Raw genomic sequence first — 24,283 nt, 5'->3', positions numbered from 1 at the left:
TGCCCCCGGCGGCGGTTCCTCAGCCGCCAGGGGCACCCTTCACCCAGCCGACCTTGGCGAAGTCGATGTCGCCGAGTCCCGGGACGCCGAAGTTGGCGAGGCCCTTGCGCACGGCCATCACCTGGGGGCGCTGGTAGAGCTCGACGTCGTGGCCGAGCCGCCATATCTCGGCGTCGGCCTGGTTGTAGAGCTGGGTGGCGCGGGTCCGGTCCAGGGTGCCGGCGGCCTGCTTGAGCAGGTGGTCCAGCTTGGCGTCGGAGACCCGCCCGTAGTTCAGGTAGGCCTGGTCGCCCTGGGGCTGCTGGTAGATCGACACGGTGGAGCTGGGGTAGACGAGCCCGGTGAAGCGGAAGATCACCATGTCGAAGTTGCCGGTGAACAGGTACTTCGGGCCGTAGTCGTTGGCGGGCACCTTGATGATGTCCACCCTGATGCCCACTTGGGCGAGCATCTGCTGGACCAGCTGGGCGAGGTCGAGTCCGAGGCGGTTGGTGGCGTTGCTCAGCACGAACCGCAGCCGCAGTTCCTTGCCGTCCTTGACCCGTGGCCGGCCCTCGCCCCGGTTCTTCCAGCCCGCCCGGTCCAGGATGCGCCCGGCCTCCGCCAGGTCGTACTTGCCCCACGGCGCGGAGTGGTCGACGTAGCCGGGCTGGTTGGTCATGAAGATGTGGTTGCCGAGCAGCGGGACGCCGACGGGCAGCCCTTCGGCGGCGACGTCCGCGAGGGCCTGCCGGTTCACGGCCCGCTGGACCGCGTGCCGGACGTCGATGTCGGCCAGCGGACCGCCGGCGCCGTTGAGGGACACATGGACCTCGTCCCAGGCGGAACCGATCCTGATGTCGCTGTTCTTGGCGCCCTTGAGCTTCCCGTAGTCCTCCGTGGTCGCCGCGTTGACCGCGTCGATCTCTCCGTTGAGGTAGGCCTGCTGGGCGGCGGCGGGCAGCAGCGTACGGAAGATGACCTTGTCGAGCCGCGGCGGCGTGCCCCACCAGTGCGGATCGGGCACCGCGGTGACGGTCTGCTCCGTGCGGTCGATCGACGCGATCCTGAAGGGGCCCGCGGTGACCGGGATCCGGTTGACCCAGCCCTTGTTGAACTGCTCCGGGGTGCCGATGGCGGAGGCCGGGAAGAGCGGTGTGAACAGCCGCTGCCAGTCGGCGTACGGGGTGCGGAAGACCACCTTCACCTCGTGCGGTCCCTCCCCCTCCCGCACCTCCTTGATCCGGTCGTACCCGGACGGATCGGCGATGTCGTACCGTTCGTCGCCGGTGCCGAGGGCTCGCCACTGGGCCTGGAAGTCCGTCGCGGACAGCGGCCTTCCGTCGGACCAGCGGGCCTTGGGGTTCAGCCGGTAGGTGACGGTCTGCGGCGAGGTGGAGGTGAGGGCCGCGGAGGTGAGGTAGTCCGGGTTGGCGTGCGGGACGCCCTTCGCGTCGAGGTGGAAGAGGACCGGTTCCACCAGGCTGTCGATCTGTGCGACCTGGTCGAGTGCGCCACTGGTCTGATTGAAGTTGTACTGCGTCGCCCACTGCGGGTTCGCCAGGGTGAAGGTGCCGCCTGCGCGCAGCTCGCTCGCGGGGCGGGCGTTGATGTCCTGGGTGCCGAATTCGACCGGCTTCGACGGGGTCCCTCCGTCGGGATGCGCTCCTCCGGAGGACGTACATCCCGCCAGCAGCACCGTCATCGCCAGACCGAACGCGAGCCACACCCGACGCAAACGCCCCACACCAGCTCCTTCACTGACATTGAGGTGAACTGGGCGAACTGATCTACGATTTACGCGCGGAGACCATAGCATTGCCGAGTGTCACACCGGTGAAGCCCATGACCCCCACTGACCATGAGGAGTCGCATGGTCGGCCGCCTGTCCCAGCGTCTCATCCACAGCGCCATCCTGCTCGCGGTCTCGGCCCTTCTCTCGTACCTCGTCAGCTCCGCCGCACTCGACCCGCGGGCCTACTTCGCGGACCGTCAGCCGCCGCCTCCCGCGGCCTCCGTCGACCGCGAACTCGCCTCTGTGGGGCTCGACGAACGGGAGCCGGTCCTGCACCGGTTCGCGCACTGGTCCTGGCACGCACTCCACGGCGATCTGGGGCGAACCATCGACGGGGACTCGGTCAACGACGAGTTCGGCCGCCGGGTGGGTGTCTCGGCACGGCTGCTGCTCATCGGCACGCTCGTCGGCACCGGACTCGGCGTCCTCGCGGGTGTGTGGGCCGCGGTGCGCAGAAGCCGGCTGCCGGACCGGATGCTGACGGTCTTCTCCTTCCTCGTCCTCTCGGTGCCCACCTTCGTGCTGGCGCTGCTGCTCAAGGACGGCGCGCTCCAGCTGAACCAGGCCGTGGGCCATACGGTCATCCGCTACACGGGAGAGAGCACCCCGGGACGCTCCGGCGGTCTCCTCTCCCATCTCCAGGACAGGGTGGGCCACTTGGTGCTGCCGACGGCCACGGTCGCGCTCGGCTCGATCGCGTCCTACAGCCGCTACCAGCGAGGGGCCACCCTGGACGTGCTGGGCTCCGACCACCTGCGTACGGCCCAGGCCAAGGGACTCACCCCCGGCCGGGCCCTGCTGCGACACGGGCTGCGGACCTCGCTCATCCCGATGACGACCTTCTTCTCCTTCGGGTTCCTGACCCTGTTCACCGGTTCGGTCTTCGCCGAGCAGATCTTCGGCTGGCCCGGCATGGGCAGCTGGTTCATGGACGCGGCGCAGAAGGGCGACGTCAACTCGGTCGTCGCGGTCAATCTGTTCGCCTCCGTGGCGGTCCTGCTCGCGGGCCTGGTCGCCGACGTCCTGCTCGTCGTGCTCGACCCGAGGGTGCGACGCGGGTGACGCCGGGACTGCGCGGCCTGGCGCACTCACCGCGTGCCGTCGCCGGCGCGGTGCTGATCGTCGCCCTCTTCCTGCTCGCCTTCGTGGGTCCTCACCTGACCTCCTGGAGCCACACCGACGTGGACTACGGCGCGCTGCGGTCCGCACCGAGCGCGCGGCACTGGTTCGGCACCAGCCGGATCGGCCAGGACGTCTTCGCGCAGACGGTCCGCGGGCTGCAGAAGTCGCTGCTCATCGGTCTGTTCGTGGCCCTGTTCAGTACGGGGCTGGCCGCGGCGGTCGGCACCTGCGCGGGGTATTTCGGCGGCTGGACGGACCGCCTCCTGATGTTCCTGGTCGACCTGCTCCTGGTGATCCCCGGCTTCCTGGTCCTGGTCGTGGTGGCGCCGGCCCTGCGCGACGCGGGCTGGATGGCCATCGTGGGGCTGCTCGCCGCGCTGGGCTGGATGCTCACGGCGCGGGCCGTGCGCGCCATGACGCTCTCGCTGAAGGAACGCCCCTACGTCGTCGCCGCACGGCACATGGGCGTCCGGCCCTTCCTGATCATCCGGCGCCATGTCGTGCCGCACATGGCGTCCTTCCTGATCACCCACGCGACCATCGCGGTGGCCGGCGCGGTGATCAGCGAGACGGGCCTTTCCTACTTCGGCTTCGGGGTGCAGCCGCCGGACGTCTCCCTGGGCACGCTGATCGCCGACAGCACGGACGTGGCCCTCACCTATCCGTGGATGTTCTTCTTCCCGACCGGTCTGCTGCTCTGCTTCGTCCTCGCCGTGAACCTCGTGGGCGAGGCACTGCGTGACGCGCTCGACCCGGTGGCGGTCCGCGCGGAGGTACGCGCATGACGGGGGGCGCGATACTCGAAGTCCGTGACCTGCACGTCTCGTTGCCGGGCGGGCGCCGGTCCGCGCCCGTTCCGGTCGTCCGCGGTGTGAGCCTGACCCTGCGCGCCGGCGAGGTCCTCGGCATCGTCGGGGAGTCGGGGGCCGGCAAGACCATGACGGCGCTCTCGCTGCTCGGGCTGACCCCGCCCGGTGCCGTCGTCCGCGGCTCGGTCCGGCTGCTCGGCACCGAACTCGTCGGGCTCCCCGTCCGGGAGCTGGCGCAGCAGCGCGGGCGCCGGATCGCCATGGTGTTCCAGGATCCGCTGACCGCCTTCACCCCGGTGCGGCGCGTCGGGGACCAGATCGGCGAGGCGCTCCGCATCCACCAACGGCCCCGGCCCACCCGGGAGTCGGCCCTGCGCCGAGCCGTCGGGCTGCTGGAGAGCGTGGGGGTGCCCGAGCCGGACCGGGCCGCCCGCGCGTACCCGCACGAGCTGTCCGGCGGCCTGCGCCAGCGGGCCATGATCGCGATGGCCGTCGCCAACCGCCCCGACGTCATCGTCGCGGACGAACCCACCAGCGCCCTCGATGTCACCGTGCAGGCGCAGGTGCTCGACGCCCTCGCGGTGGCCCGCAAGGCGACGGGCGCCGCACTGCTCCTGGTCAGCCACGATCTGGGGGTGATCGCGGGCGCGGCCGACCGGGTCGCGGTCATGTACGCGGGACGCATCGTGGAGTCGGCGCCGGTGGACGACCTGTTCGCCCGCCCCCGGATGCCCTACACCCTCGGCCTGATCGGCTCGGTCCCCCGGCTGGACGACGTGGGGACGCTGACCCCGGTCCCCGGCACGCCCCCCGCGCCCGGCGCCGCACCGCCGGGCTGTTCCTTCGCGCCGAGGTGCCCGATCGCGGACGCGCGCTGCGAACAGGCGGAGCCCCCGCTCGCCCGCGTGGCCGAGGCGGCCGCCGTGCCGGAACCGGCGGCCGGGGGCGGGCATCTGGCCGCCTGCTTCCACACCGCGACGACCGCCCGGCACACCGCGCAGGAGCTGTTCCCCCCGTCGGTGCTGACCGACCGGTCCGGCGGGCCGGTCGCCGGGGCCGGACCGGGGTCCGGCGGGGCCAAGGCGGCGGTTGCCGGAGCGAAGGCGACGGCCCCGGGACTGAGACCCGGGGCGGACCAGGTACTGCGCATCACCGGGCTCAGCAAGAGCTACCCGCTCCCCCACCGGTCCGGGCTGCGACTGCGCCGCAGGCCCGCGGACGCCCTGCACGCCGTGGAGCGGGCGGACCTGGACGTCCGGCGCGGCGAGACAGTCGCCTTGGTGGGCGAGTCGGGCGCCGGCAAGTCCACCACCCTGTCCGAGGTCATCGCATTCGCGGCACCCGAGGCGGGCCGCATCGAGATACTCGGCCACGACACGGCCCACCTGCGCCGGGGGGACGTACGGCGGCTGCGCGGCCGCGTCCAGCTGGTCCTCCAGGACCCCATGGCCGCCCTCGACCCGCGGATGACGGTGGGCGCCATCATCGCCGAACCGCTGCTCGCCCAGCGGACCGACAAGGCGCGGGCCGCCGCCCGCACACCGGAGCTGCTCCGGCAGGTCGGCCTGGACCCCTCCGCCGCCGGACGCTATCCCCACGAGTTCTCCGGCGGCCAGCGCCAGCGCATCGCCTTCGCCCGCGCCCTGGCCGTCGAGCCGGAACTGCTGCTCCTCGACGAGCCGGTCTCCGCGCTCGACGTCTCCGTGCAGGCCGGCATCCTCGACCTGCTGCGCCGGCTGCAGCGGGAACTCGGCCCGGCCTGCCTCTTCGTCACGCACGATCTGGCGGTCGTCCGACAGATCGCGGACCGGCTGGTGGTGATGTACGGAGGCCGCACCATCGAATCCGGGGGCGTCAACGAGGTGTTCACCCGGCCCCGGCACCCGTACACCAAGGCCCTGTTGTCCGCGGTCCCGCTGCCCGACCCGCGTGCCGAACGGGCCCGGCAGCGAATCATCCTGCCCGGTGACCCGCCCAGGGCCGGGGAACGCACGGCCGGCTGCCTGTTCCGTGCGCGCTGCCCGGTGTACCAGGCGGCGGCGCCCGAAGCGCGTGCCCTGTGCGAGCGGGAGACGCCCGAGCCGGCCGGCCGGAGCGCCGACGACCCGCACGTGGCCGCCTGCCATTTCCCCCACCCGGACGTCAAAGTGCCCCTCCGACACCGGCCGGCGTCGAAGGGGCATCTCTGAAGCATCCGGCGGGGCGCCTGGCCGGCGCCCCTGGTCACCGTGCGGAGAGGACGTCCTGGTAGACCTCCATCGTCCGCTCGGCGGCGCGGTCCCACGAGAACTCCTCGACCGCCCGCGCCCGGCCCGCTGTCCCCAAGGCAGCGGCCCGTACGGGATCGTCGAGCAGTTCACCGATCGCCGCGGCCAGTCCGGCCGCGAACTTCTCCGGATCCCGTGGCTCGCCCGAGGCATCGGAATGTGCCTCGAAACCGACCAGCGTTCCGGTCGTCCCGTCGTCGACGACCTCCGGGATCCCGCCTACGGCGGACGCCACCACGGGCGTACCGCACGCCATCGCCTCCAGGTTCACGATGCCCATCGGCTCGTACAGCGAAGGGCACACGAACACGGTGGCGTGGGTCAGCAGTTGTCGTACCGACGTCGTGTCCAGCATCCCGTCGATGCGGATCACGCCGTCCCGTTCCCTGCGCAGTTCCTCTACGAGCGCCGCCACCTCGGCGGCGATCTCCGGTGTGTCCGGCCGGCCGCAGCACAGCACGAGCTGGGTGTCCGGCGGCAGGTCGAACGCCGCACGCAACAGGTGCGGCAACCCCTTCTGCCGGGTGACCCTCCCCACGAACAACACCGTCGGCCTGTCCTCGGCGATCCCGAAGCGGCGGAGCGCCTCGGTGCCGTGATCGGCTCTGCACTCCCTTGTGTCGATGCCGTTGTGGATCACCCGGACCCGCGCCGGCGACACCTCCGGGTAGACCCGGAGGATGTCCTCCCGCATCGCGGCGGAGACCGCGACGACCTGGTCGGCAGACTCGACGGCGGTGCGCTCCATCCAGCACGAGAGCGCGTACCCGCCGCCCAACTGCTCGGCCTTCCAGGGGCGTAGTGGTTCCAGGCTGTGCATCGTCACGACGTGCGGTACCCCGTGCAGCAGTCCCGCGAGATGGCCGGCCATGTTGGCGTACCACGTGTGGCTGTGCACGACTCCCGTACCGGCACAGTCACCCGCCATCGCCAGGTCGGCCCCGAGGAACTTCAGCGCCCCGTCGGCGTAGGCGAGTTCCTCGGGTGGTCCATACGCTTCCACGTCCTGTGCCGTCCTGGGGGCTCCCAGGCATCGCACCCTCACATCGGTGAGCCTGCGCAGGCTCCTGGTCAGTTCGGTGACGTGGACACCCGCTCCGCCGTAGATTTCGGGCGGGTATTCGCGGGTGAGGATGTCCACACGGGGCCGCGACGCGGTCGTCAGCAGCAACCCGAAGCACCGCCGACGCCTTGCGGTGTGTACGACGTCTCCACGGACTCGGCCTTCCCGTGCGACCCAGCGGCCATTATCCCTAATGCGCTGAAAAGAATCCCGACTACGAAAGTCAAGGCCGCGACGAGCAGAAAGATCCGTCCCCTCATTACTTCACCTCTCGAAAATCACGCGGTGAATTGACTCCATGAGTCAAGTTCAAATTACTCGCTCAGTCAAGTCTTGATTTGGCAAAAGATGATCTTTGACTGGAATCGGAATACCTACATCCACTTCGAATGGTCACCCCCGCTTTGCCCGGGAGTCCTCCGAGTTAATTGTCAAATGCAAACCTTCTTGGTCTGTTGACTTTTTGACAGAGGGTGGTCAAGCTGGTAACTTAGCTTTGTAATCTGGACTGTGATAGCTCCGGAAGGAGTCCAGGTGGACTACACCGAGGCGCACGCCCCCACAGGCCTTGGCGATCGCATAAGGACGCTCCGCACGAGGCATGGACTAAAACAGCAGGACCTGGCTTCCCAGGACGTGTCGATCAGCTACATCTCCTTGATCGAAGCCGGGAAGCGCACTCCGTCGGACGGCGTGCTGGCCACCATCGCGGCCAAACTCGGGAGCTCCGTCGAATACCTCCGCACCGGCCGAAATGGTGAGGAACTCGGCGAGACGCACCTCAAGCTGGCCTTCGGCGAGATGGCCCTGCGCAACGGTGCCAACGGCGAGGCTCTGCAAACCTTCAGCGAGGTGCTGGCGCGCCGCTCCGCCCTGGACGCTGCGGCGGTCCGCCGCGCCCTGATCGGACAGGCCACCGCGCTCGAGAAGCTCGACCGCCTGGAAGCCGCGATCCCGATCCTCGACGACGTGTTCAACGACTCGGCGCTGGCCGCCGGCTCGGACGAGTGGTGCCAGGTCGCCGTCGCCCTGTGCCGGTGCTACCGCAACGCAGGGGACATCGCTGTCAGCATCGAGATCGGCGAGCGGGCTCTGACCAAGCTCGACTCGCTGGGGCTCGACGTGACGATGGATCACATCCAGCTGGGCTCGACACTCATGGCCTCGTACCACATGCGGGGCGACCTCACCCGGGCCCACCTCCTGGGCGAGCGCCTGATCCCGGCCTCCGAAGCGGAGGGCTCCTACGCCGCGCGCGGCGCCGTCTACTGGAACGCCGGGCTCGTCGCCAACTCACGAGGCAGGCTGAACGAGGCGCTCGCGCTCGTCGAACGGGCCCTGGCGATGATGGCCGAGGGCGACAACCAGCGCCATGTCGCCTCGCTCAAGATGAACTTCGGCTTCCTGCTGCTGCAGAGCGGCCACCCCGATCCCGACCGGGCCAAGGGCATGCTCGAATCCGCCCAGCAGTCCCTCGCCGAGGTCGGCAACGCCGACGAACTCGCCCGCTGCGAGATCCTCCTTGCCGACGCGGAGAAGGCTCGCGGCCAGTGGGACGAGGCGCTGGCCCACGCGGAGCGCGCACTCGGGCTGCTCGGCACCGAGCCGCGCGTCCTGTCGGCCGCCGCACGGGCGACGCTCGCCGAGGTCCACTTCCTGCGACAGGACGCCGACCGGGCACTCCCCTACCTTCGGGCGGCCGCCCGGCATCTGCATCACTTCCCCCCGTCCCGGGAGACCGCCCTCAACTGGCGCTACATCGGCGACCTGTGGCAGCGCCACGGCGGGGACGTCAAGGAAGCGCTCAAGGCCTACGACATGGCGCTCTCCTCGGCGGGTATGGCCCGCACCCCCCACATCCAGGCGTCCCTCGCCGACGACCGGGGATAGCGGCCGTCCCGCACCGGCCCGCAACACCCCTTGCGTCACTGCTCACGACCGGCTCCCCCGCCGCCGTCCGAAGAGGCGGGCGACAGCCACATCACCCCGAGCGGCGGCAGCGTCAGCGCCGCGCTCCGCGCCTGCCCGTGCCAGGGCAGCGGCTCCGTCCGGATCACCCCGCCGTTGCGTACGCCGGTTCCGCCGTACGCGACGGCGTCGGTGTTGAGGGCCTCCCGCCACGGGCCGGCCTCCGGCAGCCCGACGCGGTAGCCCGTGCGCACCACCGGGGAGAAGTTGCAGACGGCCACCAGCGAGCGCCCCTCCGCGTCACGGCGGACGAACGACAGGACGTTGGCCTCCGCGTGGGACCCGTCGATCCAGGCGAAGCCGTCCGGTGAGGTGTCCAGTTCCCACAGGGCGGGGGTTGCCGCGTAGACCCGGTTCAGGTCGCGGACCAGGGACTGGACGCCGCGGTGGTCGTCGTGCGCGGGCCAGTCCTCGTCCAGCAGCCACCACTGCGGGCCCGCGTCGTGGTCGAACTCGGCGCCCTGGCCGAACTCTTGTCCCATAAACAGGAGTTGCTTTCCGGGGTGGGCCCACATGAATGCCAGACAGGCCCGCAGATTCGCCCGCTGCTGCCACCAGTCCCCCGGCATCTTGGCCACCATGGCGCGTTTGCCGTGCACGACTTCGTCGTGGGAGAGCGGCAGCAGATACCGCTCGCTATAGGCATAGACCATGGCGAAGGTCATGTCGCCGTGATGATGGACCCGGTGCACAGGGTCACGTTCCAGATAGCCGAGCGTGTCGTGCATCCAGCCGAGGTTCCATTTCAGATCGAAGCCGAGTCCGCCGAATCCGTCGGCTCCGACGTCGAAAGTGGGCCGGGTCACTCCCGGCCAGGCGGTGGACTCCTCGGCGATCGTGAGGGCGCCCGGCACCCGGCGGCGGACGGTGTCGGTCAGCTCCTGGAGGAAGGCGACCGCGGCAAGGTTCTCCCTGCCCCCGCGCTCGTTGGGGGCCCAGCCGCCCTCCGGGCGCGAGTAGTCGAGGTAGAGCATGGAGGCGACCGCGTCCACCCGCAGCGCGTCGATGTGGAACTCGGAACACCAGTAGACCGCGTTCGCCACAAGGAAATTGCGGACCTCGCGGCGGCCGTAGTCGAATTCGAGGGTGCCCCAGTCCGGATGATTCGCGCGCCGCGGGTCGGAGGGTTCGTAGAGGTGCTCTCCGTCGAATCGGGAGAGGGCGAAGTCGTCCCGGGGGAAATGCGCGGGGACCCAGTCGGCGACGACTCCGATTCCGGCTGTGTGAAGCGCATTCACCAGATGCCGGAAATCGTCGGGGCCGCCCATCCGCGCGGTGGGGGCGTAGAAACCGGAGACCTGATATCCCCAGGAGCCGCCGAAAGGGTGCTCCATCACGGGCATGAACTCGACATGGGTGAATCCCATGTCGGCGAGATAGGCGGGGAGTTCCTCGGCGAGTTGCCGGTAGGTGCGTCCGGGGCGCCAGGACGGCAGGTGCACCTCGTACACGGACATCGGGGTGAGCCGGCAGTCCTGCCCGCCGCGGCTCGCCATCCACTCCGCGTCCGTCCACTCGTACGTGGAGGTGTGGACGACGGACGCCGTGGCCGGCGGGCACTCGGCGGCGCGGGCCAGCGGATCGGCCTTCTGGATCAGCCGTCCGTCGCGGGTGCGGATCTCGTACTTGTACCGGGTGCCGGCGCCCACCGCGGGTACGAACAGCTCCCAGACCCCGCTGGACCCGAGTGAGCGCATGGGGTGGGCCACGCCGTCCCAGCCGTTGAAGTCACCGACGACGCGCACCCCTTGGGCGTTCGGCGCCCAGACGGCGAAGGCGGTGCCCGTGACGCCGTCGAGGGTCAGCACCCGGGCGCCGAGGACACGCCACAGCTCCTCGTGGCGGCCCTCGGAGATGAGGTGCAGGTCGAGCTCGCCGAGGGTGGGCAGGAACCGGTAGCCGTCGTCGTGCGCCTCCTCGCCCTCCCCGTACGTCACCAGCAGGCGGTAGCGCGGGATCTCGGCGATCGGCAGCCTGCCGGTGAACAGCCCCGCCGACTGGTGGACCAGGTCGATCCGGGCGCCGCGGTCGGTGAGCACGGCGACGGCGCCGGCGAGCGGACGGAGCACGCGTACGACGACGCCGGAGCCGTCCTCGGCCCGGTGGGCGCCGAGGACCGCGTGCGGGGCGTGGTGCGCCCCGGCGAGCAGCCGGTCGAGCTCGGCGTCGGCCATCCGTGTCCCGGCGAGCCCGGGTCCGGCGGTGAGGGCGTCGGCGTCCCGTGTCTGCAGCAACGGTGGGGGTCCTCTCGTTGTCGGTGGCTACCGGTACCGGTCGGGGCGTGGCGCCGGGCCGGTGCCGGGCGAACCGTCGGATCGGCGTGACTTCCGTGCGGGGGGTCCTCCAGGGCGGCCCGGGTCGGGCGACGCGGCACTCAGCCGCGCACTCCGGCGAGACGGTGGACGGCGGTGAGCGGGATGCCGAGCCAGTCCGGGCGGTGCCTGGCCTCGTACACCGCCTCGTACACCGCCTTGTCGGCCTCGAACGCGCGCAGCGGCACCGGGTGGCAGCGCGGGTCGGCGCCCCCGGCACCGGCGTATCCGGCGACGAACGCGCGCCGGTTGCGGATCGCCCAGGCCTCCGCGCGGCGGGCGTGCCGCAGGCGGAGAGCCGGGGTCCGGTCGGCGGACCGTTTCAGCGCGGTGGCGAGGCCGGTCTGCGCGGCGTAGTCGAAGGAACGCAGCATCCCGGCGACGTCCCGCAGGACGGGCTGGGGCTCGGCGCGCTCGGCGGCGGAGCGGTCCGGCTCGCCCTCGAAGTCGATCAGGCGCCAGCCGTCCGCCGTGGGCAGCACCTGCCCCAGGTGCAGATCGCCATGGACGCGCTGGGCGATGACAGGGCAGCCGCGTCCCGCGTGGCGGGCGTAGTCGTCGTAGAGGGCGCCGATCCGGCCGCGGTAGCGGTCGAGGGCGGGCACCTCCTCGGCGGCCAGCCTCAGCCGCTGCTTCATCAGCCGGGCCTCCTCGGCCACCTCCTCCGGCGTGACCCTGGTCCGCGGGAAGGCGTCGGCGAGCACGGCGTGCACCTCGGCGACGGCCTCGCCGAGGGCGCGGGCGTGCGCCGTGAAGCCGCCGGTGGCGGGGGCCGCGCCGTCCCGCCCCTCCAGGCAGTCGCCGACCCGGCGCAGGGCGGTCTGCCACCCGTCCGCCTCGACGGGCAGGAACTCCTCGAACATGCCGAGGACCAGGCCTTCGCCGCCGGGGGCGCCGGTGTACAGCGTGCCGTGCAGCGCGGGGGTACGGGCGCAGTGCCGCTCGGTGAGGGCACGCAGGGCCTCCACCTCCAGGTGCGGCCCCGGCTCGGGACGCCGGTAGATCTTGAACAGCAGCCGGTCGCCGTACACCACCGCGCTGTTGCTCTGGTCGGCGGACAGCGGGCGGGGCACCAGACCGACGGGCAGGGGGTGCGCGGAGGTGCGCTCCAGGCGGGGGCCGTCGCGTCGGCCGCGGACGGCGAGGGAGCGCAGCAGCACCCCCATCAGCGCGGCGTCCTCCGTGGCCTCGTACAGCGTCCAGCCCTGCCAGCGGCCCTCGGGCACGGTGGCGATGGCCGCGCCCGCGAGGCGTGCCGGCAGCGCGGGGCGCAGGCCGAGGAAGAGCTGGTAGAGCTGTTCGGTGCCGTCCGGCCGCGGGACGCCGAGCACGGCGTGCACGAGGACGGGCGCCTCGTCGTGGACGACCGAGACCACGACGGGCCTGACGGCGGCCGGGTCCCCGCCGCCGGCGCCGAACCAGCGGCGGGTGCGCAGCCACGGAGTCAGCGCGGGCAGCAGGGGTTCGAGCACGGGCTCCGCGACGGCGACGGTCATGACGCCTCCCCGGATCCGGCCGGGACCAGCAGGTGGGCGGGCGTCAGCCCGGGTTCCAGGCGTACGTAGGTGTGGCGGCCCCAGCTGTGGATCTCGCCGGTGAGTTCGTCGCGCACCTTCAGCGAGCCGTCCTCGGGCAGGCCGAGCGCGGCGAGGTCCACGTCGACGGTGGTCTCGCACATGCGGTGCGGATCGAGGTTGACGACGACGATCACGGTGTCGGTGTCGCCGTCGGGCCGCACCACCTGCTTGGAGTAGGCGATCACCTGGTCGTGGCCGGTGGGGTGGAAGCGCAGGTTGCGCAGTTCCTGCAGGGCGGGGTGGGCGCGGCGCAGCTGGTTGAGGCGGGTGATGAGCGGGGTGATGGTGCGTCCCCCGGCCTCGGCCGCGGCCCAGTCGCGCGGGCGCAGTTCGTACTTCTCGGAATGCCGGTAGTCCTCGGTGCCGCCCCTCAGCACGTCGTTCTCGCACAGCTCGAACCCGGCGTAGACGCCCCAGGTGGGCGCGAGGGTCGCGGCGAGCACCGCACGGGCCTCGAACGCGGGCCGGCCGCCGTCCTGGAGGTAGGCGTGCAGGATGTCCGGGGTGTTGACGAACAGGTTGGGGCGCAGGAAGTCGGAGCTCTCGTGGGCGAGTTCGGTCGCGTACGCGGTGAGCTCCCGCTTGTCGTTCTTCCACGTGAAGTAGGTGTACGACTGCTGGAATCCGGCCTGGGCGAGGGCGTGCACCATGGCCCGGCGGGTGAACGCCTCGGACAGGAACACCACGTCGGGGTCGGTCAGCGCGATGTCGCCGATGACCCGTTCCCAGAAGGCGACCGGCTTCGTGTGCGGGTTGTCGACGCGGAAGATGCGCACGCCCTGGTCCATCCAGTGGCGCAGCAGCCGCAGCGTCTCCTCGACCAGCCCCTCGAAGTCCGTGTCGAAGGAGAGGGGATGGATGTCCTCGTACTTCTTCGGCGGGTTCTCGGCCGGGGCGAGGGTGCCGTCCGCGCGCTGGGTGAACCACTCGGGGTGCTCGGCCAGCCAGGGATGGTCGGGCGAGCACTGCAGCGCGAAGTCGAGGGCGATCTCCAGGCCCAGCTCCCCCGCCCGGGCGACGAACCGGCGGAAGCCGTCGAGGGTTCCGAGGTCCGGGTGCACGGCGTCGTGCCCGCCCCGGGCCGAGCCGATGGCCCAGGGCGAGCCCACGTCGTCGGGCCCGGCGGTGAGCGTGTTGTCCGGCCCCTTGCGGTGCGTGTGCCCGATGGGGTGGATGGGCGGCAGATACACCACGTCGAAGCCCATGGCGGCGATCGCGGGCAGCCGCCGGGTGGCGGTCTCGAAGGTGCCGCTCACCGGGGGCGCGCCGGGCCGCAGCACGGCGCCCTCCGAGCGCGGGAACATCTCGTACCAGGAGCCGACCAGGGCGCGCCGCCGCTCGACGAGCAGGGGCAACGGCCGGGAGACGGTGACCAGTTCGCGCAGTGGGTGGCTCTCCAGCGCGGCGACCACCTCACGGCCGGTGGTCGCTTCGAGCCGGCGGGGGGAGGGGCTCGCTTCGTCGCGGAGCGCTCCGGCCACTGCCGTCACCGCCTCCCGGCGGTCCTTGTCCGGGATGCCGAGGGCGGCCCGCTCGTGCAGCAGGGCCCCCTCCGCGAGCATCAGCTCGACGTCGACCCCGGCGGGAATCTTCAGATGTGCGTCACGACGCCAGGTGGTGATCGGGTCGGCCCAGGCCTCGACGGTGTACGTCCACAGTCCGGTGCGGCCCGCCCCGACGACGACCGTGGCCTCCCAGCGGTCGGAGTCGGCGTCCACGAGGGTCATCGGGGTCCAGGGGCCCCGGCGGCCGGCCGGGTCGTAGAGGACCACGTTGGCGCCGACCGCGCCGGCGCCCTCACGGAAGACGGTGGCACTGATGGTGAGGGTCTCGCCGCGCACCGCCTTGGCGGGCACCTGCCCGCCGCGCACCTGGGGGCGGATGTCCCTGATCGGGATGCGTTCCCGTGTCGTCGGGTGGGCGTGCGAGGGCACGATGGCGGTCATGTCCCGCTCCTCACCGGTGTCCGGCGCCCCGGGACGCCCGGCCTCTCCTTGCTCGCGAGGAGGTCGATGATGGTGCGGGCGAACACGTGACAGTGCTGGCCGGTGCGCGCGGTGACCAGGTCGTCGTGGACGACGACGTCCTCGTCGACGTACTCGCCGCCCATGTTGCGCAGGTCGCCGAGGAGGTTGTTGTGGACGACGGCGCGCCGCCCGCGCACCAGGGAGGGCAGCGGCGCGGTGAGCCACATGCCGTGGCAGATGATGCCCTTGACGATGGCCGGGTCCTGGAAGGCGCGGCGCAGGAATGCGGACGCGGGCGGCAGTTTGTCCGGGTCCTCGGTGTAGCGGAGCCGGTCGGAGACCATCCCCGAGGGGACGATCACGGCGGAGAACTCCTTGAGGGCGAACTCGTCGATGTCCTCGAAGGACTCGGAGACCTCGAAGGGCATCCGGTGCTCATGTCCCTGGAAGGTCATCGAGTCCTGGCCCCAGAGCCGGGACAGGAAGTGGACCTCGGCGCCCTCCTCCGGGAAGCGGAACTGGTAGTAGAGAATCTCGGGCTCGTAGAAGTCGCTCTCCATCAGGACGGCGATCTTGTGGCCGGAAAGCCGCACGGCTAGTCCCTCCCCCTGCCGGTGACCAGGTCGATCAGGAACGGCCCGTCGGTGCCCAGCGCCTCGGCGACGGCCGCCTCGACCTGATCGGGCTTCTCGACACGCACGGCGGGTACGCCGAGCGAGCGGGCGAGTCCGACGAAGTCGATCGCGGGCTGCGAGAGGTCGAAGATCTCCGGCTGCTCGTGCGCGTCGATGGACTGCGACTTCCAGTACTCCTCGATGTTGAGTTCGAGGAGCTTGTAGCTGCTGTTGTTGCAGATGACGAACTTGGCGCCGATGCCGTGGCGGGCCGCCGTCCACAGCGCCTGGATGGTGTACATGGATCCGCCGTCGCCGGTGAAGCCCACGACCGTACGGTCCGGGTGCGCGAGCCGGGCGCCGAGCGCGCCGGGGATGCCCACGCCCAGGGAGCCGCCGCGGGTCTGGAACCAGTGGCCGGGGCGGTTGGGCGGTAGGTGCCGCGAGATGTCGGGCGAGGCGGTCAGCGCCTCGTCGAACACCATGGTGTCCTCGGGGAGCCGGCGGGCGAGTTCGCGCAGGAACGCCGTGGTCGGCAGGGCGGTGGGGGCCAGTTCGCCGTCGTCGGGGCGGCGGGCGTCCGCGATCTGCCGCTCCCGCTCGGCGGTCCTGCGGCGCAGCCACTCCCCGGCGCGTGCGCGGCCCGCGTCGTCCATGCGGGTGCCGAGCGCACGGGTGAGTGCCGCGAGGGTCCGCCGCGGGTCGGCCACCAGGCCGAGGTCGACGGGGAAGTTCTTCGCGATCGCGTCCGTGTCCAGGTCGATGTGGACGACCGGGGCGCCGTCGGCGAAGACCCCGTCGAGCAGCGGGTAGACCTCGGGCAGCGTGTACGTGCCGACGACGAGCACGGCGTCGGCCGCGGCGGTGACGCGCCTGCTGGACTCGCCGAACATGTGGCCCAACTGGCCCGCGTAGGCGGGGTGTTCGGCCGGCAGGTTGACCTCTGCCCAGTCCGCGCCCCACACCTCGGCGCCCCATGTCTCGGCGAGGTCGCCGAGTTCCTTCTCGGCCCCGGCGAAGTGGACGCCGTCGCCGGCGATGACGATCGGCCGCTCCGCGCCGGCGAGCAGCCCCGCGGCCCGGTCGAGCGTCTCCGCGTCGGGGACGCTGTCCGTGACCGGGTACGACGTCGGTACGGCCGCCTCGGAGGTGTCGCGGTCCATCACGTCGGCGGGCAGCACCACGAGGACGGGCCCGTACGGCGGTGTGGCGGCCACCTTGAAGGCGCGGCGCAGGACGCGCAGCGTGGACTCGGGGTCGACGACCCGGGTGGCCCACTTGGTGACCGGCTCCGCCATGCCGACCAGGTCGGCGGCCATCTGCGCCTCCATGGCCTCGTAGCGCAGGCCCGACTCGCCGACGAGCACCACCAGCGGGGCGTGTCCGCGCATCGCCTGGTAGAGCATGCCGATGCCGTTGCCGAGGCCGACGCCGGTGTGCAGCTGGCAGACGGTGGGCGTGCGGGTGGCCCGTGCGTGGCCGTCCGCCATGCCGACGGCGGTGGCCTCCTGCAGCGCGAGGACGTATTCGAGTTCTGGGAAGTTGCGCAACTCGTCGAGGAAACCCTGCTCGACCGTGCCGGGGTTTCCGAACATGTACCGGACCCCGTCGGCCCGCAGCTGTTCGAGGATCGCGACCCGCGCGGGCCTGCTGACCATGATGCGTCCACCTCTCGATCGACTGTGCCTTCCGGAGGTCCCCCGGACCCCCGGCCGTGCCCGGTCCGTCAGCCGGCGGCCCTGAAACCCCACTGACGCAGGCCGTTCTCCAGCACCTCGACGACCTTCTCGCCGGTCAGGTACGAGTCGGGCGTCGAACGGCCGGTGATGAACGGGTAGTCGACGATGACGGAGGTCGTCCTGCCGAAGTTGCCGTGGAAGGCGCCGTCGGGGCCGGTCGCGTCGCGCAGGATGTACTCCAGCGGGTACGGCGGCGGGCCGATCACGAAGTCGGTGCCCATGAAGCCGGTGCCGTCCTTGTAGTCGTACTCGATGCAGTGCCCGGTGACGTGCTTGCCGCGGATGATGGAGCGGCGGTCCTCCTGGTCGCGGGCGAAGGCCAGCGCGGCCACTCCGTAGCACTCGGCGGCGATCGGCAGGTCGAGGGCGTGGAAGGCGAGAATCAGGTCGTGGACCCGCCAGTTGTTGGCGAGGTCGACGATCGGGCCGCTGCCGCCGACGACGAGCAGCGCGTCGTAGCGGCCCGCGATCTGCTCGCGGATCTGCTCCAGGCGGGTGTTGTACGCCTCCCAGTCCCGCAGGAAGTACGGCTTGCTGCGGTAGGGGCGGTCGGGCAGCCAGGACGACAGGTCGAGCGGGTCGTCGAGGCGGGAGGAGCTGTCGATGGCCCGGACCTTCGCCGCCATCTCGGGCGTCGTGACCGAGCGGCCGAGGGGCGGGTCGATGTAGTCGGGGTCCATGCTCGGCGGCAGCGCCACGGGGCGCTTTCCGGTCGGCGTGGCGAAACTGACGTGGTACCCGGCCTTGTCGAAGGTCTCCAGAGGGCCGATCAACTCTTCGCCCCAGTATCCGTATTCGGACAGGACGACGAGGATGCGCTTGCTCATGGGGATGTCCTCTCGTTCGGTTCGGTCCGCGAACCGTCGAACTCATGTCTACGTTCCGCGGGTTCGGGCCGACCACGAGTGGCTGATGTGATGGGTCCATATCGGCAAGTGGCCGGAAACACTTCCGCACATCGGGCATTCCTCCGGTGCCGGCCGGGCGGGGCGCGGTCCCGGTGGCCGGCGGGCCGGTGCCCGGAAGGGCGTCGACCGGTTCCGCCGCAGGTCGGGGTGTGTTCCGGTGCGGGCCGGAGCGGCCTTCCGCGCGGGTCGCGGCCGGGTCCCGGCGACATGTGCGGTGCGGTTCGCGGGCGGCCCGGGCCGAGATCAGCCTGTCTCCGCCCCGACTTGGCGATGTACGCCCGCTGTCGCCCGGGAGCCCGGTCGCGCCGGTCCCCGGGGCCAAGGATGAGAACCGGCTGTGCGCCGACGGACGAGGAGCGTCCGTGCGCCGCCCGAACCGTGCGCCGACCGAAAGGATCCCCAGCCATGCCCGACACCCCGAGCACGGACCTGAGCCCCCGCGAGGTCCTGGAGGCCTACCACCGAGCGATCGTCGCGGCGGACGCGGACGCCGTCGCCGAGCTGTACGCGGTCGACGCAGTCCACGAGTTCCCGTTCCTGTTCCCCGGGGTCACCGACTACCACGGCCGCGAAGAGGTCCGGGCCGGCTACCGGGCCGCCTGGGAGCAGAGCCCGGCGCGGACGGAGAAGGTCGTCGAGGTCGCCGTCCACGAGGGCAAGGACCGCGAACTCGTCATCGCGGAGCGCTTCTTCGAGGGGACGATCTCGACGACGGGCGAGTCCTTCCTCGTCCCCAGCATCCTGGTCCTGCGGGTCCGGGACGGCCGGATCGTCCACGCCCGCGACTACATGGACGGCCTCGGCACCGCCAAGGCCATGGGCGCCCTGGAGTACGTGGTGAGCGCGCTGGGCGCGAACGCCTGACGGCCCACCCGCACCGCAGAACCCCCCACCCGCACCGGGCGGCACCGGAAACACGCCGCCCGGTGCACACGTGTGCGCGCCCTCCGGGGGCTCCGCCCTCAGACCCCCGGAACGGCCTGGACGGCCTCGTCCTCGAGCGCCGGACGGGCTGAAATCAGCCCCTCCGGCGTGTGAGGAGCGGGGTCCGGGGCGGAGCCCCGGGTACGGGACGGGCAGGGGCGGAGGGGGCGAGGAACGACCGTTCCCGGGTGGGCCGGCGCATGCGAAGGCCCCCGCCGTCGGGGGGAGGAGATGACGGCGGGGGCAGGGGGGCGGCCACGTTCGGTGTGACGTGGGCCCGCGACTCGCTAGGAGGCGGCCCCCGAGGCGTGCTGTTCGTCGACCGCGGTCTCGATGACCCGCGCGGCGGGCGCACTCTGCGCGGCCTGCCGCGTACGCGTCGCCAGCCAGCCGATCACCGCACCCGCGACGATCATCGCGGCGGCCACGAGGAAGCCGAGCCGGAACCCGGCGGTGAGCGCGGAGTCGTCCACCGGCCCGTCCGCGATCCGGTCGCTCCGCCAGTTCGCCACGGAGGCGAGGATGGCGAGCCCCAGGGCGCCACCGATCTGCTGGGACATGTTGATCATGCCGCCGGCGATGCCGGAGCGCTCCGGGTCGACACCCGACACGGAGGACACCACGAGCGCCGTGAAGGCGAACCCGCTGCCGACCGCGAGCAGGAGCCCGGGGCCGAGGATGCTCCGGAGGAAGGAGCCGTCCGTCGACAGCTGGGCGAACCACAGGAAGGACACGGCGGTCAGGCCGAGCCCGATGACGAGGATGGTGAAGATGTGCAGCTTGCCCATGAGCCGGCCGACGACCACCTGCGACGTGATCACCTGGCCCACCGCGATCGGCAGGAAGCACAGCCCGGCCGCGATCGGACCGTAGTCCAGCACGCGTTGGACGTAGATGGTGACGAAGAAGGTCATGGCCACGGCGCCGGCCGAGAACATCAGCATGATGACGTTCGCGGCGCTGAGCCCCCGCACCCGGAAGATGCTGAAGTCGACCACGGGCTCGGGCACATTGAGCTCGGTGACCACGAAGACGGCGAGCAGGACCACCGCGGCGGCCAGTGCCACGCCCGCGCGCCCGTCCCAGCCGTGCTCACCGATCCGCACGAACCCGTAGATCAGCGCGGACAGACCGGCCGTCACGCTGATCGCGCCGAGCAGGTCGAAGTGGCGTGCGTTGCCGCTGCGTTCGGCCTCGGTGAGCAGGCGTACGCCGACCAGCGCGCCGCCCAGCGTCAGGGGCACGTTGATCCAGAAGACCCACTCCCAGCCGAAGGCGTCGGTCAGCACACCGCCGAGCACCACGCCGGCCGCGCCACCGGCGGCGGCGACGGCGCCCCACAGGGCCATCGCCCGGTTGCGCTCACGCTCCTCCGGGAAGGTCACGACGACCAGGGAGAGGGCCGCGGGCGACATCAGCGCACCGCCCAGACCCTGTGCCGCACGCGCCGCCACCAACTGGCCGCTGGTGTCGGCGAAACCGCAGGCGAAGGAGGCGAGGCCGAACAGGGTCAGGCCGAGCAGGAAGACCCGCTTGCGGCCGAACAGGTCGGCCGCACGCCCGCCCAGGAGCAGGAAGCCGCCGAATGTCAGCATGTAGGCGTCGACAACCCACTGCAGACCGTCCTGGGTGAACCCCAGCGGGGCTTGCATCGACGGCAGTGCGATGTTGACGACGCTGATGTCCAGGATTACCACGAACTGCGCTATGGCCAGCAGGGTGAAGACACCCCAGCGCCGGTCGATTACCGATTTCACGGCTGTCATACGCTCCTCGAATTCTGAACTCTGCCCCGTGGGGACCGAGCCGCCTTCCGTCACACCCCTTCGGGCAGCAACGGCTCCACGTTCGGGTCCCAGACGACCGAGATGTTGAAGTGCAGGTGCCGGATCTTCAGGAACATCCGGGAATAGAGAGCGACGAACATCTCGGGACCCCGGGCCGTCGTGATGTCACCCAGGTCGAAAATGGTGTCCTCGCCCCAGCCGAACTGGCCGAGCAGGGAGGCGACTTCGTCCTTGGCGGCCTTGTCGTTGCCGCTCACGAAGACGTTGTGGTGTCCGGACAGCACCTTCGGATTCACCATGATGTCGCAGTTCATGGTGTTGAGCGTCTTCACCACCCGCGCCGTCGGGAAACGGCGCTGGATGCGCTCGCCGAGGCTGTCGTCGTTGAGAATGCCGAGCGAGGGCGGCTCCACCTCACTGGTGATGACCAGCGGGTTCGCCACATCCATGATGGTCTTGCCGGCGAGATTCTCCTCGCCGGCCGCCTCCAGCACGTCGAGCGAGATGATGCCCCGGGTGGCGTTCACGACGACGGAGCCGAAGGCGGCGGCGTCGGCGAACGTACCGCCACTGGCCGACTCGCCGTTCTCCTCGACCCAGTTCAGCAGATTCTCGTTGTCCGAGGTCCGCGACCCCAGACGCACTTCATGTCCGACTTCCACAAGGCGAGAAGCTATGGCCTTTCCGACCATTCCGGTGCCCAATACGCCGATGCGCATGCGATGCATCCTTCCGGTTGTCCGGCATACGAAGGCGATATCGCCCGCTCTTATTGCTAGCACCGGAAATGCGGGCCCGTCCGCGGCCGTGGCCGCCGTGCGGGAACTGCGTCAAGTCGCCGCCGGTGCTTCGTGATGACGCCCTCCGCGGGCCGCGGCGCACCGCCCGCGGTGGTGTGCCGTGCGGGCACCGCCGGGCGCCGCGACCTGACGCAGTGCGGCCGCCTCGCGCGGTGCTACGCGTGTCACGGCAGCTCAGGCGTCTAGCATGCGGCCGAGTTCTACACAGGAGGACAGACATGCTCTATCAACTGCTGGGGCAGACGGGGCTACGGGTGTCTGAACTGTTCCTCGGCGCCATGACGTTCCACGGACGGGACCGCGACGGTAATGCGCACATGGAATACGAACGTATCGTCGAAGCCTATGCGCAGGCCGGCGGAAATGTCATCGACACCGCGGTGAACTATGGCGAAGGGGAAAGCGAGGAAATTCTCGGGGAATTACTGAAGAAGGACCGGGACCGATTCGTACTGTCCACCAAGTACACGCTCTACCGCGACGCCTCGGACCCCAACGCCTCCGGAAATCACCGGAAGAACCTGAGGCTGTCCCTCGAAACGAGCCTCCGCCGGCTGCGGACGGACTACATCGACCTCTACTGGGTGCACATCTGGGACCCGAACACCCCGATCGAGGAGACGATGCGCGCCCTCGACGACGTGGTGCGCTCGGGGAAGGTCCTCTACCTCGGCATCTCCGACACCCCCGCCTGGGTGGTGGCGCGGGCCAACACACTGGCGGAGCAGCACGGCTGGACCCCGTTCTCGGCGGTCCAGGTGCCGTACAACCTGCTCAACCGGGACGTCGAGCGCGAGGTGCTGCCGATGGCGGAGGCGACCGGGCTGTCCGTCGCGGGCTGGGGCCCGCTGGCCAGCGGCGCCCTGTCCGGCAAGTACACCCGGCCCGACCGCAGGCCGACCGGACCGACCCGCATGTCGGCGCAGGACATGAGTCCGCGCGACCGTGCCGTCGCGGAGGCCGTCGCCGAGGTCGCGGACGAACTGGACGCCACGCCCTCCCAGGTGGCGATCGCCTGGACGCGCGCGCGGTACCGGGCGGTGCATCCGATCGTGGGCGTCCGCACCCTCGACCAGCTCACCGACAACCTGGGCGCCGCCGGCCTGTCGCTCTCCGCGGAGCAGCTGACCCGGCTGGAGGCGCCGACGGAGTTCAGCCGCGGGTTCCCGCTCGACTTCATCGAGCAGACGGCCCAGTGGGTCTACGGCTCGGTGGGGCACCGGGTCGTCCCGCGCGGTCGCTGACACCCGGGCCCGCACGCGGGGCCGACGCACACGCGACGGTGGGCCGGGAGGCACTTGCCTCCCGGCCCACCGTCGTCCGGTCGCGGCCCGCGTCGCGGGCCGCGGCCGGGCGGCTCAGGCGAAGAACTCGTTGTACTCGGTGGTGCCGCTGCCGAAGATCGCGCCGCGACCCTCGACGATCTTGCCGTCGCGCCAGCGCATGACGTGCACCACGTCGATGTCGAGCTTGCGGGACGTGTCACCGGCGCGCGTGGCGGTGTTGTGCGTCAGGTCGACGCTGGTGTCGCCGAGCACGAGGGTGGCCGAACGCTCCATCACGAAGGAGTTGTCGGCGAGCGCGCCCACCTCGCCCATGAAGGAGAGGAAGTTGTCGAGGCCCTGCTTGAGGCCCGAGACCGGCGCCTCACCGGGAACCAGCCACGTCATGTCGGCATCCCAGTACGTGTCGATCTCGGCACGGTCGCCGCTCGCCAGCGCCGCGTAGGCGGCGACCACGCGCGCCTCGTCGAGACGGTGGGCGATCTGCTCGTTGGAGATGGCCTTGCCGCCGGCCACCATCTCCGCGTCCGCGACGACACCGCCGATGGACCAGGAGCCGGGCTTCACTTCCCGGATGAGGGAGAAGATGTTCGGCTTGGTGATCTCGCCGAAGACGTCGACGACCACGTTCGCGAGCCGGGTGATGACATCCGACTTCTGGTCGTCGTCGGCGAATCCCTCGACCAGGGTGAGCTCGATGATGGGCATGTGTGTCTCCTGTCTGGGTTCCGACCTAAGGGTGCGGGCCTGCTACTTGGCCCACCTGTCCGGAATGGGGGCCAAGTCGTAAGCGGCCCAGAAGAAGTTGTCGGCCGCGTACTGGTCGCTCATGTAGACCTGGACTTCCGCGATGCGCCCGTCGCGAATGCGGTAGTGCGTGCAGTTCAGCGCGTCCAGCACGGCGCCCCGGGATTCGCCGTATCCGCGGTGCACCTCGACCACGGTGTCGTCGCCCCAGGCGTCGATCTGAACGATGTCGACCTTGATTCCCGAATTGACGAGACCGCCGAAGAAGGCGATGACCTCGTCCGGTCCGTTCTTGACCCCACCGACCGGATTGCGTCCGGGCAGCGTCCATACGAGGTCCGCCGCGAAGACTTCTTCCTTCAGGAGGCTCAGGTCCCCGGTGTTGAAGAGCTCATACATCCGCTCGACCAGCGCCACATTCCGCTTGGCCGGCTCATCGTCGTGCGGCACAGCTTCTCCCTTCGGCACTGCGGTTTTCTCCCGTTCAGCAGTGAACTTCCGAAGGCGTACGGTCCGCGACAACTTGAAAGTGCTTGCCCCACACTTCTGGGAGTCGACCTGGTATTCGACAGTGCGCACCACAAAGGCCCGCACCCCTTCCACCAGGGGTACGGGCCTTCGG

The 24,283-nt window shown here is 70.8% G+C and carries 18 protein-coding genes; 6 read left to right on the top strand and 12 right to left on the bottom strand.

What is annotated here, in order from left to right; all coding sequences use genetic code 11:
* Window positions 1-19: 19 nt before the first annotated feature.
* Entirely contained in the window at window positions 20-1,726 is a 1,707-nt protein-coding gene (locus ACSYGO_RS30760) for an ABC transporter family substrate-binding protein (protein WP_460388390.1), read from the bottom strand.
* Between the two features lie 126 nt (window positions 1,727-1,852).
* Between ACSYGO_RS30760 and ACSYGO_RS30755 the strand changes: the two genes are divergently transcribed.
* From ACSYGO_RS30755 to ACSYGO_RS30745, 3 genes are read left to right on the top strand one after another with little or no spacing between them, the layout of a single operon-like run.
* Window positions 1,853-2,836 (top strand): ABC transporter permease, encoded by a 984-nt coding sequence (locus ACSYGO_RS30755; RefSeq protein WP_426679698.1) that lies wholly within the window; start codon window positions 1,853-1,855, stop codon window positions 2,834-2,836.
* Entirely contained in the window at window positions 2,833-3,681 is an 849-nt protein-coding gene (locus ACSYGO_RS30750) for an ABC transporter permease (RefSeq protein ID WP_426679699.1), read from the top strand. The genes ACSYGO_RS30755 and ACSYGO_RS30750 overlap by 4 nt, the downstream gene beginning before the upstream one ends.
* Window positions 3,678-5,894, top strand: coding sequence for an ABC transporter ATP-binding protein (locus ACSYGO_RS30745; protein ID WP_460388388.1), 2,217 nt, complete (start codon window positions 3,678-3,680; stop codon window positions 5,892-5,894). Before ACSYGO_RS30750 ends, ACSYGO_RS30745 begins: the two co-directional genes overlap by 4 nt.
* Window positions 5,895-5,928: 34 nt before the next feature.
* On the opposite strand, the gene glgA is transcribed toward ACSYGO_RS30745, so the two are convergent.
* The gene (gene glgA / locus ACSYGO_RS30740; RefSeq protein ID WP_460388386.1) at window positions 5,929-7,143 is read right to left on the bottom strand and encodes a glycogen synthase; all 1,215 of its coding nucleotides are present in this window, start codon (window positions 7,141-7,143) and stop codon (window positions 5,929-5,931) included.
* A 402-nt stretch (window positions 7,144-7,545) separates the two neighbouring features.
* Between glgA and ACSYGO_RS30735 the strand changes: the two genes are divergently transcribed.
* Entirely contained in the window at window positions 7,546-8,925 is a 1,380-nt protein-coding gene (locus tag ACSYGO_RS30735; RefSeq protein ID WP_432174528.1) for a helix-turn-helix domain-containing protein, read from the top strand.
* A gap of 35 nt (window positions 8,926-8,960) precedes the next feature.
* Here the strand turns inward: ACSYGO_RS30735 and glgB are convergent, their stop codons facing one another.
* The 6 genes from glgB to ACSYGO_RS30705 all read right to left on the bottom strand — a co-directional run bounded on the left by glgB (window position 8,961) and on the right by ACSYGO_RS30705 (window position 18,039).
* A complete protein-coding gene (glgB, locus tag ACSYGO_RS30730) occupies window positions 8,961-11,177 on the bottom strand; it encodes a 1,4-alpha-glucan branching protein GlgB (RefSeq protein ID WP_460389785.1) in 2,217 nt (738 codons plus the stop codon).
* A gap of 200 nt (window positions 11,178-11,377) precedes the next feature.
* Entirely contained in the window at window positions 11,378-12,811 is a 1,434-nt protein-coding gene (locus tag ACSYGO_RS30725) for a maltokinase N-terminal cap-like domain-containing protein (RefSeq protein ID WP_426679702.1), read from the bottom strand.
* Complete coding sequence (locus tag ACSYGO_RS30720) at window positions 12,808-14,838, bottom strand: alpha-1,4-glucan--maltose-1-phosphate maltosyltransferase (RefSeq protein ID WP_432174526.1); 2,031 nt, start codon at window positions 14,836-14,838, stop codon at window positions 12,808-12,810. Before ACSYGO_RS30720 ends, ACSYGO_RS30725 begins: the two co-directional genes overlap by 4 nt.
* On the bottom strand, window positions 14,835-15,452 hold the full coding sequence (locus ACSYGO_RS30715) for a DJ-1/PfpI family protein (RefSeq protein WP_051370795.1): 618 nt from the start codon (window positions 15,450-15,452) through the stop codon (window positions 14,835-14,837). The genes ACSYGO_RS30720 and ACSYGO_RS30715 overlap by 4 nt, the downstream gene beginning before the upstream one ends.
* 2 nt (window positions 15,453-15,454) lie before the next feature.
* Window positions 15,455-17,131, bottom strand: coding sequence for a thiamine pyrophosphate-binding protein (locus ACSYGO_RS30710; protein ID WP_432174525.1), 1,677 nt, complete (start codon window positions 17,129-17,131; stop codon window positions 15,455-15,457).
* Between the two features lie 68 nt (window positions 17,132-17,199).
* Window positions 17,200-18,039 (bottom strand): type 1 glutamine amidotransferase domain-containing protein, encoded by an 840-nt coding sequence (locus tag ACSYGO_RS30705; RefSeq protein WP_028802113.1) that lies wholly within the window; start codon window positions 18,037-18,039, stop codon window positions 17,200-17,202.
* A gap of 486 nt (window positions 18,040-18,525) precedes the next feature.
* On the opposite strand from ACSYGO_RS30705, the gene ACSYGO_RS30700 reads away from it, so the two are divergent.
* Entirely contained in the window at window positions 18,526-18,984 is a 459-nt protein-coding gene (locus ACSYGO_RS30700) for a nuclear transport factor 2 family protein (protein ID WP_095936591.1), read from the top strand.
* Window positions 18,985-19,331: 347 nt separating this feature from the next.
* Here the strand turns inward: ACSYGO_RS30700 and ACSYGO_RS30695 are convergent, their stop codons facing one another.
* Both ACSYGO_RS30695 and ACSYGO_RS30690 read right to left on the bottom strand, forming a co-directional pair.
* A complete protein-coding gene (locus tag ACSYGO_RS30695; protein ID WP_426679706.1) occupies window positions 19,332-20,801 on the bottom strand; it encodes an MFS transporter in 1,470 nt (489 codons plus the stop codon).
* A gap of 59 nt (window positions 20,802-20,860) precedes the next feature.
* Window positions 20,861-21,550, bottom strand: coding sequence for an NADPH-dependent F420 reductase (locus ACSYGO_RS30690; protein ID WP_359489728.1), 690 nt, complete (start codon window positions 21,548-21,550; stop codon window positions 20,861-20,863).
* A gap of 299 nt (window positions 21,551-21,849) precedes the next feature.
* Between ACSYGO_RS30690 and ACSYGO_RS30685 the strand changes: the two genes are divergently transcribed.
* On the top strand, window positions 21,850-22,875 hold the full coding sequence (locus ACSYGO_RS30685; protein WP_432174524.1) for an aldo/keto reductase: 1,026 nt from the start codon (window positions 21,850-21,852) through the stop codon (window positions 22,873-22,875).
* A 114-nt stretch (window positions 22,876-22,989) separates the two neighbouring features.
* On the opposite strand, the gene ACSYGO_RS30680 is transcribed toward ACSYGO_RS30685, so the two are convergent.
* Complete coding sequence (locus ACSYGO_RS30680) at window positions 22,990-23,622, bottom strand: nuclear transport factor 2 family protein (RefSeq protein WP_435233792.1); 633 nt, start codon at window positions 23,620-23,622, stop codon at window positions 22,990-22,992.
* Between the two features lie 42 nt (window positions 23,623-23,664).
* Window positions 23,665-24,111, bottom strand: a complete 447-nt coding sequence (locus tag ACSYGO_RS30675; RefSeq protein ID WP_095936587.1) for a nuclear transport factor 2 family protein — start codon at window positions 24,109-24,111, stop codon at window positions 23,665-23,667.
* Window positions 24,112-24,283 lie beyond the last annotated feature (172 nt).

The sequence above is a fragment of the Streptomyces krungchingensis genome (assembly GCF_054729265.1).
The sequence above is the reverse complement of the archived record's forward strand: the minus strand, read 5'-3'. Positions and strand labels throughout refer to the sequence as shown.

What these genes read in the sequence shown, in the direction of transcription:
- ACSYGO_RS30700 (WP_095936591.1), top strand. Translation starts at nt 18,526, where the DNA reads ATGCCCGACACCCCGAGCACGGACCTGAGCCCCCGCGAGGTCCTGGAG.
- ACSYGO_RS30755 (WP_426679698.1), top strand. Translation starts at nt 1,853, where the DNA reads ATGGTCGGCCGCCTGTCCCAGCGTCTCATCCACAGCGCCATCCTGCTC.
- ACSYGO_RS30720 (WP_432174526.1), bottom strand. Translation starts at nt 14,838, where the DNA reads ATGACCGCCATCGTGCCCTCGCACGCCCACCCGACGACACGGGAACGC.
- glgB (WP_460389785.1), bottom strand. Translation starts at nt 11,177, where the DNA reads ATGGCCGACGCCGAGCTCGACCGGCTGCTCGCCGGGGCGCACCACGCC.
- ACSYGO_RS30680 (WP_435233792.1), bottom strand. Translation starts at nt 23,622, where the DNA reads ATGCCCATCATCGAGCTCACCCTGGTCGAGGGATTCGCCGACGACGAC.
- ACSYGO_RS30685 (WP_432174524.1), top strand. Translation starts at nt 21,850, where the DNA reads ATGCTCTATCAACTGCTGGGGCAGACGGGGCTACGGGTGTCTGAACTG.
- ACSYGO_RS30745 (WP_460388388.1), top strand. Translation starts at nt 3,678, where the DNA reads ATGACGGGGGGCGCGATACTCGAAGTCCGTGACCTGCACGTCTCGTTG.
- ACSYGO_RS30725 (WP_426679702.1), bottom strand. Translation starts at nt 12,811, where the DNA reads ATGACCGTCGCCGTCGCGGAGCCCGTGCTCGAACCCCTGCTGCCCGCG.
- ACSYGO_RS30690 (WP_359489728.1), bottom strand. Translation starts at nt 21,550, where the DNA reads ATGCGCATCGGCGTATTGGGCACCGGAATGGTCGGAAAGGCCATAGCT.
- ACSYGO_RS30710 (WP_432174525.1), bottom strand. Translation starts at nt 17,131, where the DNA reads ATGGTCAGCAGGCCCGCGCGGGTCGCGATCCTCGAACAGCTGCGGGCC.
- ACSYGO_RS30705 (WP_028802113.1), bottom strand. Translation starts at nt 18,039, where the DNA reads ATGAGCAAGCGCATCCTCGTCGTCCTGTCCGAATACGGATACTGGGGC.